This is a genomic window from Streptosporangium sp. NPDC001559 (assembly GCF_042893955.1).
In the GTDB taxonomy this organism is placed as follows: domain Bacteria; phylum Actinomycetota; class Actinomycetes; order Streptosporangiales; family Streptosporangiaceae; genus Streptosporangium.
In genome coordinates this window covers 637,116-650,861 of sequence record NZ_JBIAVG010000002.1, presented here as the reverse complement: position 1 = coordinate 650,861, position 13,746 = coordinate 637,116, and the positions used below count along the sequence as shown (strand labels likewise).

Annotated in this window: 10 protein-coding genes; 9 read left to right on the top strand and 1 reads right to left on the bottom strand. The window is 71.0% G+C overall.

The genetic code is table 11. The features are described 5' to 3' along the window. Positions 1-201 precede the first annotated feature (201 nt). Positions 202-1,905: an AMP-binding protein gene (locus tag ACFYY8_RS07015; RefSeq protein WP_390037989.1), complete on the bottom strand. Its 1,704-nt coding sequence runs from the start codon at positions 1,903-1,905 to the stop codon at positions 202-204. A gap of 143 nt (positions 1,906-2,048) precedes the next feature. Between ACFYY8_RS07015 and ACFYY8_RS07010 the strand changes: the two genes are divergently transcribed. From ACFYY8_RS07010 to ACFYY8_RS06970, 9 genes are all read left to right on the top strand, one after another. Beyond that, a complete protein-coding gene (locus ACFYY8_RS07010; protein ID WP_390037987.1) occupies positions 2,049-2,696 on the top strand; it encodes a hypothetical protein in 648 nt (215 codons plus the stop codon). 190 nt (positions 2,697-2,886) lie between these two features. Next, positions 2,887-3,117, top strand: a complete 231-nt coding sequence (locus ACFYY8_RS07005) for a DUF6289 family protein (RefSeq protein WP_390037985.1) — start codon at positions 2,887-2,889, stop codon at positions 3,115-3,117. 454 nt (positions 3,118-3,571) lie between these two features. Then, on the top strand, positions 3,572-5,023 hold the full coding sequence (locus tag ACFYY8_RS07000; protein WP_390037983.1) for a DNRLRE domain-containing protein: 1,452 nt from the start codon (positions 3,572-3,574) through the stop codon (positions 5,021-5,023). A 172-nt stretch (positions 5,024-5,195) separates the two neighbouring features. Beyond that, on the top strand, positions 5,196-5,687 hold the full coding sequence (locus tag ACFYY8_RS06995; protein WP_352009417.1) for a MarR family transcriptional regulator: 492 nt from the start codon (positions 5,196-5,198) through the stop codon (positions 5,685-5,687). A gap of 382 nt (positions 5,688-6,069) precedes the next feature. Further along, on the top strand, positions 6,070-9,816 hold the full coding sequence (locus ACFYY8_RS06990) for a nitrate reductase subunit alpha (RefSeq protein WP_390037980.1): 3,747 nt from the start codon (positions 6,070-6,072) through the stop codon (positions 9,814-9,816). Next, complete coding sequence (narH, locus tag ACFYY8_RS06985; protein WP_390037978.1) at positions 9,816-11,441, top strand: nitrate reductase subunit beta; 1,626 nt, start codon at positions 9,816-9,818, stop codon at positions 11,439-11,441. The genes ACFYY8_RS06990 and narH overlap by 1 nt, the downstream gene beginning before the upstream one ends. After that, the gene (gene narJ, locus ACFYY8_RS06980; protein WP_390037976.1) at positions 11,438-12,064 is read left to right on the top strand and encodes a nitrate reductase molybdenum cofactor assembly chaperone; all 627 of its coding nucleotides are present in this window, start codon (positions 11,438-11,440) and stop codon (positions 12,062-12,064) included. Before narH ends, narJ begins: the two co-directional genes overlap by 4 nt. Continuing rightward, entirely contained in the window at positions 12,061-12,765 is a 705-nt protein-coding gene (narI, locus tag ACFYY8_RS06975) for a respiratory nitrate reductase subunit gamma (RefSeq protein WP_390037974.1), read from the top strand. Before narJ ends, narI begins: the two co-directional genes overlap by 4 nt. Before the next feature lie 4 nt (positions 12,766-12,769). Further along, the gene (locus tag ACFYY8_RS06970; protein ID WP_390037972.1) at positions 12,770-13,483 is read left to right on the top strand and encodes a hypothetical protein; all 714 of its coding nucleotides are present in this window, start codon (positions 12,770-12,772) and stop codon (positions 13,481-13,483) included. The last annotated feature ends 263 nt before the right edge of the window (positions 13,484-13,746 follow it).

Below are 13,746 nucleotides of genomic sequence, written 5' to 3'. Positions count from 1 at the left end.
CCCCACACAAAAAACCACCTTTTTTTTTTGTTGGGGGCGGCCGCCCGCCGGGGGGGGGGGGGGGGGGGGGGGGGGGGGGGCGGGCCCCCCCCCCCCCCCGCCCGTGGACCAGGCACTATTCGTGAATGGGTGACATGTTTGTCCACTCCCGGTCACCATCCCGGTCACCGCCACCGTCGCCGGAGCGGGGTACGGCGGACCTCAGGAACGCAGTTCGGGGAACTGGTCGTCGCGCCACTCACCGGAGGAGCCGCCCTCGGCCGCGTCCCGTTCCGCGCGGCCCCTCAGCTCGACACGGCGGATCTTGCCGGAGACCGTCTTCGGCAGCCCGGAGAACTCCAGGCGCCGTATCCGCTGGTACGGCGCCAGCCGCTCGCGGGCGTGACGCAGGATGGCCAGCGCGGTCTCCCTGTCCGGCTCCCACCCGGCCGCCAGCGTGACGTAGGCCTTCGGCACGGCCAGGCGCAGCTCGTCGGGCGCGGGCACCACGGCGGCCTCGGCGACGGCCGGATGCTCGATGAGCACGCTCTCCAGCTCGAAGGGGGAGATCTTGTAATCGGAGGCCTTGAACACGTCGTCGGTGCGGCCGACGTAGAAGATGTAGCCGTCCGCGTCGCGGGAGGCGACGTCTCCGGTGTGGTAGTAGCCGCCCGCCATGGCCTCGGCGTTGCGCGTCTCGTCACCCCGGTAACCGGCCATCAGCGAGACGGGACGCTCGCCCAGGTCGACGCAGATCTCCCCCTCCTGGGCGCGCTCGCCGGTGACGGGATCGACCAGTACCACCGGGACCCCGGGCATGGGCAGCCCCATCGAGCCGGGCTTGACCGGTGTGCCGGGCACGTTGCCGACCGAGAGCGTGGTCTCGGTCTGTCCGAAACCGTCGCGGATCGTCAGCCCCCAGTGGCCGCGGACCTGCTCGATCACCTCGGGGTTCAGCGGTTCTCCGGCGGAGACCACCTCCCGCAGCCGCCCCGGCCCACCCGACAAATCAGCTTTTATCAGCATCCGCCAGACGGTCGGCGGTGCGCAGAACGTCGTCACCTCCGCCCTGCGGATCTGGGCGAGCAGCGCGCCGGCGTCGAACCTGCCGTAGTTGTGCACGAAGATCGTCGCCTCGGCGATCCAGGGCGCGAAGAAGCAGCTCCAGGCGTGTTTGGCCCACCCGGGGGAGCTGATGTTCAGGTGTACGTCCCCCGGCCGCACGCCGATCCAGTAGGCCGTCGTCAGGTGGCCGACCGGATAGGAGACCTGGGTGTGCTCGACCAGCTTCGGCCTGCTCGTGGTGCCCGAGGTGAAGTACAGCAGCAGCGGGTCGTCCGGCACGGTGCCCGGATGCGCGGCCGGGGGCGCGTCGAGGGTGTGGGCGTCACGGTAGGGAACCCAGCCCGCCGGGGCGCCGTCGACGCAGATCCTGATGTAGGTCCCCTCGATCCCGTCGAACTTGGCGGTGTCGGCGGCGTTGGCGATCACGTACCGGGCTCCGCCCCTGCCGATGCGGTCGGGCAGGTCGGCCGGGCCGAGCGCGGTGGTCGCGGGCAGGATCACCGCGCCCAGCTTCATCACCGCCAGCATCGACTCCCACAGCTCGATCTGGTTGTCGAGCATGAGCATGACGCGTTCCCCCCGGCGAACCCCCTGGGCCGCCAGGAACGCCGCGACCCGGTCGGAACGCCGGGCCATCTCGTCGAAGGTGTAGCGGGCCTCGGAGCCGTCCTCCTCGACGATCCACAACGCCGTACGGCCGTTGCCGCGCGCGATCGCGTCGAACCAGTCGACCGCCCAGTTGAAGGGACCCTCGAACCGGGGCCAGGCGAAGCGCCGCACCGCCTCCGCGTGCTCCCCGCCAAGTCCCAGCAGCAGGTCACGCGCCTGACGATAGATCTCCGTGTTACCGCTTTTCCCCATCGCACGACTCCTCTCTGCGGCACCTTACTCCGAGTGGCGCTCGGCACCGTTTCCGGAACAAAGGTCCTTTTCGTGAACCGGCCGGAAGGCACCGGCGTCATCGTGCGGGAGACCACAGCGGGCTCCCGGGTGAGTGAGGAGTCATGATGCGTGGGTCGAAGGCCGCCGCCGTACTGACCGCGGCGGGAGCGCTGGCGCTCTGCGCGCCGGCACAGGTCCAGGCGGAGACCGCGACGACGGCGGGACACGCCGCCGTGGCGAAGCCGTCCGAGGTTGCGGGCAGGTTGTTCCGGGCCTGGCTGGGGAGGGACCGCCGCGCGGCCTCCGCCGTGGCGACGCCCGCCGCGGTGAACACGATCTTCGGGTACCCGTACCGGACGCCGGACCGCTTCGCCGGTTGCGCCGGCAACGCCTGCCGGTTCGTCCACACGAGCGTCCGCGTCCCCGGCGGGCTCAACGGAATCCTGATGATCGTGTCGGGGTCGAAGGTGACCAGGGTCTACACCTCACGTCACGTCACCACCCCCGGCGGGGCCGCCACCCGCCTCTTCGGCGCCTGGCGGGCCGGAGACAGGAACCGCGGTCTTGAGGTCGCCTCGGCCGGGGCGGTGAGGACCCTGTTCAGGACCAGGTACGGCGGCGTCGGCTACATCTTCCAGGGATGCGAGTCCGAGCGCGGCGGACAGCGGTGCGCCTACTCCTACGAGGGCGGCGCCATGTTCATGCACGCGCGCAGGCTGTCGGCGGGGTCGGGGTACTGGATCAACTCGATCGACTACGTCGCGGACTGATTTTCGGACATCGCCGTCCCGGCACCGCGGCTGTCGGGACGGCCTCATCCATGAGACCTCCGGTTGCCGGTTCACCGTCCTGCGCACACCCTGACAGTGATCCCGTGAGGGATCCCTGAGGCCTCCGCCGTCCGCCATCGGGGCCTTTTCGCTCCACGCCCTCCCACAAGCAGGAAGGACCCCCCAAACGATGCGCCGCGTGCTCCTCGTCACCGCGTTCGCCGCTCCCCTCCTCGCCCTTCTCCCCGCCGCTCCGGCTCAGGCCATGCCCTGCGGGATGGGCCGCAGTTGCAGCACCACCTACTACTCCGACGACTCGCTCACCACCGCGGTCGGCGGCGAGTGGACCGACTGCTACGGCTACACCGCGAGCTGGGGGGTCTGGAGCGGTCACAGCACCTACTACGAGAGTGACTGCTGACAGTCCGCGGGGCCGTACGTCCGGGAAACGGAGGTGCGGCCCCACGCGTTCCGCGTCGCGGAAGGAAACGGATACACCGGTGTGACGTGCGCCACACTGCACTAATGTCCTTATTTTTCAGTACATATTCATGATAGTTATTTGGGCCAACGGGGATCTTGCTTCATCGCAGAAACGGGGAACCATGCTCGCGCCCACGACGGGAAACCATCACCAAGGGTGATCACACCGGTTCGCTCGGCGAACCGGCCGCTCTCCTCCCTCTTCACACCGACGCCACGGGGCAAGAAACGGCGCCGGTGAATCCCATGTCGGAGGAACCTGAAACCGCCCGCCGTTTCCAGGGGAAATGACGGGCGTCCGAACTCCACGCGACCCGTCACGGTCGGTGTGAACGCGTTTTCCGTGCGAAGAGGCATTCCCGTCGAATGTTCGCTCACGACATAGGACGCACATGCGAATTTCTCTTGGGGGCTCCCTGGGCCGGCTGGCCCTGGGCGTGACGACGGTGGCCGCTCTCACCGGCGGGACGGCCTTCCAGGCCCTGGCCGCACCGGGCGAAGGGCAGCCGCCGCAGACCGTGGCCGACGACGACGCGAGGGACGCCGTCGAGCAGGCCGCCGCTGAGCAGGCCGCCTCGCTGGGGCGGGCCGTCCCCGTGCCGGGGCTGACCGACGAGACCAGCACCACCGTGGCCAACCCCGACGGCAGCTTCACCTCCACGATCACCTCCGGCCCCTCACAGGTCAGGCGGAACGGCCAGTGGGTGGCCGTCGACACCGACCTGGTCGAGGAGGGCGGGGCGCTCAGGCCGCGCGCGGCGCGGGCGGACGTCAGGATCTCCGGCGGCGGCGACGGGCCGCTGGCGACGCTGACGGACGACGCGGGACGCGTGTTCTCCCTGCAGTGGCCCAAGCCGCTGCCCAAGCCCGTCGTCAAGGGGAACGTCGCGACGTTCACCGACGCCGCCGGACCCGCCGCCGACCTCGTCGTGACCGCGCTGCCCACCGGCTTCCGGCACGACGTGGTGCTGCGGGAGCGGCCCTCGGGCCCGCTCGAACTGCGCATCCCCGTCCAGACCACCGGGGTCGCGCTGTCGGAGTCCCCGGCGGGACGGCTGCTGCTGACCGACACCGAGGGCGCGGGCAACGGCGAGGTCGTCGCCTCGGCGTCGCAGCCGCTGATGTGGGACTCGCGCGGGCACGGCAAGCCCCGCGGCAAGGCGGTCTCGGTGATCGACACAAGGGTCGAGACGGAGAACGGCTCGACGACTCTGGTCCTCAAGCCGGACCAGGCGTTCCTGTCCAACCCCGCGACCGTCTACCCGGTGACCGTCGACCCGACGACCACCCTGCCCATCGAGGCGGACACCGACGTCGCGACCTCCTGGAACTCGCACCCGGGCGACGTCCTGATCATCGCCGGGACGATGCTGAAGGAGGACCAGAGCGGCAGCGACGTCATGCGCTCCCTGCTGAGGTTCGACACCCACGCGCTGAACAGGAAGAAGGTCCTGTCGGCCCGGCTCGGGCTGTGGAACGTCGAGACCAGCGCCTGCGGCAGGCGGGTCGGCTCGGGCCTGACCGTGCAGCGCCTCACCGGCGCCTGGAACGAGCACAACCTGACCTGGGCGAACAAGCCCCCGGCGACCTCGGCGGGCGCCACGACCAACCGTGAGGGTCGCGGCCGTACCTGGACCGCCCCCTGCCGCCGCGGGGCGGGCTACCTGCGCTGGGAGGTGACCTCCATCGCCCGCGCCTGGGCCTCCGGCGCCCCCAACCACGGCGTCCAGCTGCGCAGCGCCAACGAGTCCGAGGCCAACAACTGGCGTGCGTTCGCCGCCTCGGAGAACAAGGAGGAGGGCGTCGGGCAGCCGACGCTCACCGTCACCTACCGGCGGCACTGACCCCTCGCCGACCCCTTTCACCGACCCAGGACCGGCCCCGCCGGGCGGGCGCGTCGCGCTCACCCGGCGGGGCCGGTCCGCGTACACGGTCGTGCGGACGGCCAGGGCTCAGTACGGTCTAAACAGAGGGCGTCGCCACGGGGGCGGCGAACCGTACAGCGAAAGGGCGCGCATGACCACCGAAGCGATCCACGGCGGCGGCGACGAGCTTCCCTCCGGCGGGGAGAGCGATTCGGCCTGGGTGGTCGAGGAGGCCTCCCTGGTCCTGGTCGAGGTGACGCTCAACGCGGTGGCCGAGATGAGCGACCTGTCGCTCACCCAGTTGCGGGTGCTGCTGGCGGTCGACCGGCACGGCCCGCTCAACCTCAGCACGCTCGCCGCCCATCTCAGCATGTCGATCTCGGCCACGGGCCGGATGGTCGACCGGCTCGACGGCGCCGGGCTGCTGACCCGTTTCCCCGCCCCGCACAGTCGCCGTGAGATCCGCATCGAGACCGCCGAACGGGGCCGGGAGACGCTGCGGCGGTTGCGCTCGGCCCGTCGCAGGCGCATCGGCGCGGCGCTGGAGCGACTGACGCCCGGGACGCGGCAGGCCCTCGCCCGGGGGCTGCAGGAGTTCACCGCGGTCGCGCAGGACGAGGACGATACCGACCTTCTCTCCTGAAGCCCCGCTTTCCCCATGACAACCCCACACATCCAGCCATAAAGGTCAGTTCACGACGGCCCGCATCAATGGCTCATTTTCCTTCCTCATGCCCCCCTGGCGTGCAGAAAACCCCGAAAACGCTCCTCCGGGCGACCCTTTCCGTCATTCCGGAGGACCGTCTCGCACGTTTCGGGCCTGAAAGAATCGACAGGCCGAGCAGATGGATTCCCCCGTTAACCATCGCATGATAGAAACACTTTCCTTGACGAAAGTGTTGCCCGACTGCTGACTCCGGTTGTTTCCATGCGGCAATGAGGCCGCCACCGACAGCGGGCAGCTCCACACAGTGAACATCAGGAGCGGCGCGGGCGTGATGACGCATGCCCGCCGAGGGGGTTCCATGGTTCCTCGGACAGCGCGTGACAGAACCGACCGGGCGGCGGCAGCCGCGACGGAGATGCTCCTCCAGGCGGGCAGGTTACTGCACCGCTCGGAGACAACCCCCGACCTGCGGGCCGTCTTCCGCGGCGACCAGGCCGTCAACGACGCCCCCTACCGGGAGCGATGGGCGCACGACAAGGTGGTGCGCTCGACCCACGGGGTGAACTGCACCGGATCGTGCTCCTGGAAGGTGTACGTGAAGGACGGGCTGATCACCTGGGAGACCCAGCAGACCGACTACCCCTCCGTGGGCCCCGACCGGCCGGAGTACGAGCCGAGGGGGTGCCCGCGCGGGGCCTCCTTCTCCTGGTACACCTACTCTCCGACCAGGGTCCGCCACCCCCACGCCCGCGGCGTCCTGGTACGGATGTACCGGGAGGCCAGAGCCAGGCTCGGCGACCCCGTCGCGGCCTGGGCGGAGATCACCTCGGACCCGGAGAGACGACGGCGCTACCAGTCGGCGCGCGGCCAGGGCGGGCTGGTGCGGATCGGGTGGGACGAGGCGCTGGAGATCGCCGCCGCCGCGCACGTCCACACCATCATGAAGTACGGTCCCGACCGCGTCGCGGGCTTCTCCCCCATCCCCGCCATGTCGATGGCCTCGCACGCGGTCGGCGCGCGTTTCATGTCGCTCATCGGCGCCCCCATGCTGTCCTTCTACGACTGGTACGCCGACCTGCCGGTGGCCTCGCCCCAGGTCTTCGGGGACCAGACCGACGTGCCGGAGTCGGCCGACTGGTGGGACGCGGCCTACCTGATGCTGTGGGGGTCGAACGTCCCGGTCACCCGCACCCCGGACGCGCACTGGATGGCCGAGGCCCGCTACCGGGGCCAGAAGGTCGTCGTGGTCTCACCCGACTACTCGGACGCGACGAAGTTCGCCGACGAGTGGCTGCACCCGCACCCGGGCACGGACGGCGCGGTCGCCATGGCGATGGGACACGTCATCCTGAACGAGTTCTTCGTCGAGCGCACCGTGCCGTACTTCACCGACTACGTCAGGCGCTTCACCGACCTGCCGTTCCTGGTCGCGCTGGAGGAGCACGAGACGGGCGGATACGTGCCCGGCAAGTTCGTCACCGCCGCCGACCTGGCACCGGACGACGCCCCGAGAGAGGGGGCCGACCGGTGGCGGCCGGTGCTCGTCGACGCGGTCACCGGTGAGCCGGTCGCGCCCAACGGCACCCTCGGCGAACGCTGGACCGAGGAGGGCGCGGGCCGGTGGAACCTGGACCTGGGCGCGGTCGAGCCGCTGCTCAGCCTCCACCCGCCGCAGGGCGGCGAGACCGCCGAGATCCTGCTGCCCCGCTTCGACTCCGGCCTCGGTGAAGGCGACGGGGAGACGGGCGCGGTGCGGCGCGGGGTGCCGGTGCGGCGGATCGGCGGGCGCCTGGTGACCACCGTCTTCGACCTGCTCCTCGCCCAGTACGGCGTGCGCCGTCCCGGCCTTCCCGGACGGTGGCCGGACGGCTACGACGACGCCGACTCCCCCTGCACCCCGGCCTGGCAGGAGCGGATCACCTCGGTCCCCGCCGAACGGATCACCCGGATCGCCAGGGAGTTCGCCACGACCGCGGAGAAGACCCGGGGCCGGGCGATGATCGTGATGGGCGCGGGCACCAACCACTGGTTCCACTCCGACACGATCTACCGCTCGTTCCTCTCGCTGCTGCTGCTGACCGGTTGCCAGGGCGTCAACGGCGGCGGGTGGGCGCACTACGTGGGCCAGGAGAAGGTACGGCCGCTGGCCGGATGGCAGCAGCTGTCCACGGCCGCCGACTGGGTGCGTCCCTCACGGCAGATGGCGGGCACGCCGTACTGGTACGTGCACACCGACCAGTGGCGCTACGAGCGTTTCTCCGCCGACGCGCTGTCCAGCGCGACCGGGCGGAGGCTGTTCGCGGGACGGCACACCGCCGACCTCGTCGCGCAGTCGGCCAGGCTCGGCTGGATGCCGTCGTATCCGACCTTCTCCGCCAACCCCCTGGAGCTCGGGGCCAGGGCGCGGGCCAGTGGGAAGGACCCGGCGCTGTGGGCGGCCGAGGAGATCGCGGAGGGCAGGGTCGGCTTCGCCTGCGAGGATCCGGACGCGCCGGAGAACTGGCCGAGGGTGCTGACGGTGTGGCGGGCCAACCTCATCGGCTCCTCGGCCAAGGGCAACGAGTACTTCCTGCGGCACCTGCTCGGCGCCCCCGACAACGCCACCGCCCAGGAGGCGCCCGCAGGCGACAGGCCCCGCGAGGTGGAGTGGCGCGACGAGGCGCCGCGCGGCAAGCTCGACCTGCTGCTCTCGCTGGACTTCCGGATGACCTCGACCACGTTGTTCTCCGACCTGGTGCTTCCCGCCGCGACCTGGTACGAGAAGCACGACCTGTCCAGCACCGACATGCACCCGTACGTGCACGCCTTCTCCCCCGCCATCAGCCCGCCCTGGCAGGCCCGCACCGACTTCGAGATCTTCCACGGTCTGGCACGCAGGTTCTCCGAGCTGGCCGCGGGGCGCCTGGACGTCGCCCACGACCTGGTCGCCACCGCGCTGCAGCACGACACACCTGGTGAGACGGCCCAGCCCGGCGGCTGCGTTCCCGACTGGCGCGGCGGCGACGTCCCGGCGCGGCCGGGCCACAACCTGCCCGCGCTGACCCTCGTCGAACGTGACTACACCGCCGTCGCCGCCAAGCTCGCCTCCCTCGGCCCGCTGCCGGAACAGGTGGGCCTGACGGTCAAGGGCGTCACCGTCGGCACCGCGCCCGAGGCGCGCTGGCTGACCGCGCGCTGCGGGCAGGCCGGGGACGGCCCGGCGGCGGGCAGGCCGCTGCTGGACAGCGACGTCAAGCTGTGCGAGGCGATCCTGGCCCTGTCCGGCACCACGAACGGGCGGGTCGCCGCCGAGGGCTTCACCAGGCTCGGCGAACGCTGCGGCCCCGGCTCCGGCATGGCCGAACTGGCCGCCTCCGTCGCCGAGCGCCGGGTGGTCTTCTCCGACACCCAGGACCGTCCCGTGCAGGTCGGGGCGAGCTTCGAGTGGTCGGGCAAGGAGGCCCCCGACCGCCGCTACGCGCCGTTCACCGTCAACGTCGAGCACGCCAAACCGTGGCACACCCTCACCGGGCGCCAGCACTTCTACCTCGACCACGACTGGATGGCCGAGCTGGGCGAGCAGCTCCCGGTCTACCGGCCGCCGCTGGACATGACGGCCCTCGGCGAGGGCGGCGTCGGCGAGCACGGCGGGGCGCAGCAGGAGGGCCGCGCGGTGACCGTCCGCTACGTCACCCCGCACTCCAAGTGGTCCATCCACTCCGAGTACCAGGAGAACCTGCTGATGCAGACCCTGGCCAGGGGCGGCCCCGTCATCTGGGTCAGCGTCGAGGACGCCCGGGCCGCCGGGATCGCGGACAACGACTGGATCGAGGCGGTCAACGCCAACGGCGTCGTCGTCGCCCGCGCCGTGGTCTCCCACCGGATGCCGCAGGGCACCGTCTTCATGTACCACGTGCAGGAACGCCTGGTGAACGTGCCGAAGTCGCAGGCCACGGGCCGCCGGGGCGGCGTGCACAACGCCCTCACCAAACTGCTGATCAAGCCGACCCACCTCATCGGCGGATACGGCCAGCTGTCCTTCGCGCCCAACTACTACGGGCCGACCGGCAACCAGCGTGACGCGGTGACCGTCATCCGCCGTCGTTCCCAGGAGGTGCAGTACTGATGCGCGTGATGGCTCAGATCGCCATGGTGATGAACCTGGACAAGTGCATCGGCTGCCACACCTGCTCCGTCACCTGCAAGCAGACATGGACCAACCGGGCGGGCACCGAGTACGTCTGGTTCAACAACGTCGAGACCCGTCCCGGGCAGGGCTATCCCAGAGGTTACGAGGACCAGGACAAGTGGAAGGGCGGCTGGCGGCTGCGCAACGGCAGGCTGGTGCCGCGCTCCGGCGGCCGGATCAGGCGCCTGAGCCGGCTGTTCGCCAACCCCGAACTGCCGTTGCTCGACGACTACTACCAGCCGTGGACCTACGACTACGAGAACCTCATCAACGCCCCGCTGGGCGACGACGTGCCCACGGCCGCGCCCCGCTCGCTCATCGACGGCTCCCCGACGGCCGTCACCTGGGGGCCCAACTGGGACGACGACCTGGGCGGCGGCCCCGAGCACCTGGCGGGCGACCCGGTGCTGCGCAAGGTCAGCCAGGAGGTGCGGCTGGAGTACGAACGCTCCTTCATGTTCTATCTGCCGCGCATCTGCGAGCACTGCCTCAACCCGTCCTGCGTGGCCGTCTGCCCCTCCGGCGCGATGTACAAGCGGCTTGAGGACGGCATCGTCCTGGTCGACCAGGACAGGTGCCGGGGCTGGCGGATGTGCGTCAGCGGCTGCCCGTACAAGAAGGTGTACTTCAACCACGACAGCGGCAAGGCGGAGAAGTGCACGCTGTGCTACCCGCGGATCGAGGCCGGGGCGCCGACCGTCTGCTCCGAGACGTGCGTCGGCAGGCTGCGCTACCTCGGGGTGATGCTCTACGACGCCGACCGGGTCGGGGAGGCCGCCGCGACGCCTAAGGAGGAGGACCTCTACCCGGCCCAGCTCGACTGCTTCCTCTCGCCCGACGACCCCGAGGTGGTCGCCGCGGCGGAGGCGGCGGGCATCCCGCACGACTGGATCCTGGCCGCCAGGCGCTCCCCGGTGAACGCGCTCATCACCCGTTACCGGGTCGCGCTGCCGCTGCACCCGGAGTACCGGACCATGCCGATGGTCTGGTACGTGCCGCCGCTGTCCCCGGTGGTGGACGCGCTGGCCGGGACCGGCAACGACGGGGAGGACGCGGACAACCTCTTCGGCGCGATCGACGCGCTGCGCATCCCGCTGGAGTACCTGGCGGGACTGTTCACCGCGGGCGACACCGCCCCGGTCGAGGCGGCGCTGCGCAGGCTCGCGGCGATGCGCTCGCACATGCGGGCGCTCAACCTCGGCGAGGAGCCGGACCCCACGGTCGCGGAGGACGTCGGGATGCGGCCCGGGGAGATCGAGGAGATGTACCGCCTGCTCGCCCTGGCCAAGTACGACGAGCGGTACGTGATCCCCACCGCCTACGCCGCGGGCGCGGGGCGGGCGGACGCGGCGGCGGGGTGCAGCCTGGACGGACCGGGCGGCCCCGGCATGACGGAGGACATGTTCGCGGGGATGAGGGCGGGAGCCGACGCCGCCGCCTTCCACGCGTCACCGATCCCGAACGGCGGCGACGAGCGGCGCGGGCGGTTCAACCTGTTCGGCTGGGACGGCAAGGGCCGGCCCGACGGCCTGTTCCCGCCCCGGAGAGGAGAGGCCGGATGAACCACGCCGTCGTCCACCAGGCCGCCTCCCTGCTGCTCGCCTATCCGGGTCCCGCCTGGCCCGGCCACCTCGACCTGGTAGCGCGGGCCCTGGCCGTCGTCCCGACGCCGCCGGCCCGCCTCCTGCTGCGCTTCTGCGACCACGTGCGGGAGCAGGACACCCTCGACCTCGCCGGCCGGTACGTCGCGACCTTCGACCGCAGCGGCCGCCGTACCCTGCACCTGACCTACTACACCGACGGCGACACCAGACGGCGGGGCGCCTCCCTCGTCGAGATCAAGGCGCTCTACCGCGACAGCGGCTGGCAGCCGGAGGAGACGGAACTGCCCGACTTCCTGCCGCTGATGCTGGAGTTCGCGGCCCGCTGCCCCGAACGGGGCGGGCCACTGCTGCGCGGGCACCGGGCGGCGCTCGACCTGCTGTCCGCCGCCCTGCACAAGTACCGCAGCCCCTACGCCGACGTGCTCGACGCCGTGCGCGCGACCCTGCCTCAGGCGAGCGCGCGGGAACGCCGGGCGGTGGGCGAGATCGCGCAGGCGGGGCCGCCCTCCGAGAGCGTCGGCCTCGACCTCACCCCCTATCCAATGGTCACTCAGCACTCCAGCCAGGGAGCCCGCCGGTGAGACATCTGCAGATCGCGTTGTGGGGCGTACTGCCCTACCTCGTCCTCGTCCTGTTCGTCGCGGGCAGCGTCTGGCGCTACCGCTACGACCGCTTCGGGATGACCACCCGATCAAGCCAGCTGCACGAGAGCCGCCTGCTGCGCGTGGCGGGGCCGCTCTTCCACTACGGCCTGCTGTTCGTCATCGCGGGCCACCTCGTCGGGCTGCTCGTCCCCGAACGGCTGACCGAGGACATGCACATCACCGAGTCCCTCTACCGCGCGAACGCGCTGTTCGTCGGTGGCCTGGCCGGGATCGCCGCCGTCTGCGGGCTCACCCTCCTGCTGTGGCGAAGGCTGCGGGTCAGGGCCGTCAGGCAGGCGGGCGTCCGTGGTGACCGCCTGGTCTATCCGGTGCTGGTCACCGTCCTGCTCGCCGGGGTCGCGGCCACCCTGATCGGGGCGAGGACGGGCTCCTACGACTACCGGCTCGGGGTCTCGGTGTGGTTCAGGAGCCTGTTCGAGCTGGAGCCCGACGTGCCCGCCATGGCGAACGCCCCGCTGCTCTTCCAGGTGCACACCCTGCTCGGCATGGCCCTGTTCGCGCTGTGGCCGTTCAGCAGGCTGGTGCACGCCTTCGGCGTCCCGCTGGGTTATCTGGTGCGCCCCTACGTCGTCTATCGGTCGCGGGCCACGCTCGCGGGCCGGGGCGGGACGCGCTGATCCCATGACCACTTCACCCCTCCCCGCCCCGGTCGCTCTGGTCTCGGTCAGGATGCCCATGACCGTCACCCCTCACCTGCTGACCCGGACCCCCCACCCGCCGAGTGGACCGACCACCTTTCTCGTCACGTTGGGCCTGCTGCGCACCCACTGGCAGCTCCTCGCCCTCATGCTCGCCGTGGCCATCGCCACGGCCGTGCTCCTCACCGTCAACCGCCAGGCCAGGCGTCCCCGCCTCCTGACCCCCACCACCGAGCTGCTCACCTTCCTGCCCGCGGAGCCGTCCTCGGCCTCGGCGCCGCTCCCGTCGGCCCTGACGGCCCCGGCGCCGAGGCCCGTGCGAAAGAAAAAGGACAACAGCCTGCCTCCGGTCAAGGAGACCGCGGCACGGCGGGCCGCGGAGATCCTGGTGGCGACGATGCCCACCCCGTTGTGGCCGATGGCCAGGGCCAGGGCCGTACGACTGCTCGCCCGGGGGGACTCCGCCCGTGAGGCGGAGGTCCGCCGCCGCCTGAACCTGTCGCGGACGGCCCTCGCGGAGGCCGCCCCGGCCGAGACGGAGACCGTCCACCGCGCCGTCGTCCAACAGTGGAACCTGGCGTTCATCGCCACCCGGGGAAGGGACCCCCACACCCCCGCCCTGCTGCACGCCTTCAGCGACACCTTCGCCCACCTGCTCGTCACCGCGGTCCCCGGACGGGACCCCGACCCCCGCTGAGGACACTCCGGCACCCGCGCCCACCGGTCGCGGGTGCCGGGAAGTCGGATCGCGGCGGCCGTACCCGGCGGTGGACAGGGGGAGCGCGGGGTGCGTCCCGGTGGCACGGAACGCCAAGGAAGGCGCCGTGTTTCCGCGTCACACGGAATAAGCGGAGCGTGAACAAGAATCAGGTCGGCCGATCTTTCTGATTGATTATGGAAGATCCCCGGAATTGCATCACACCAGGCCGGAACCATTGATCACTTTTTCCCCGCATTAAC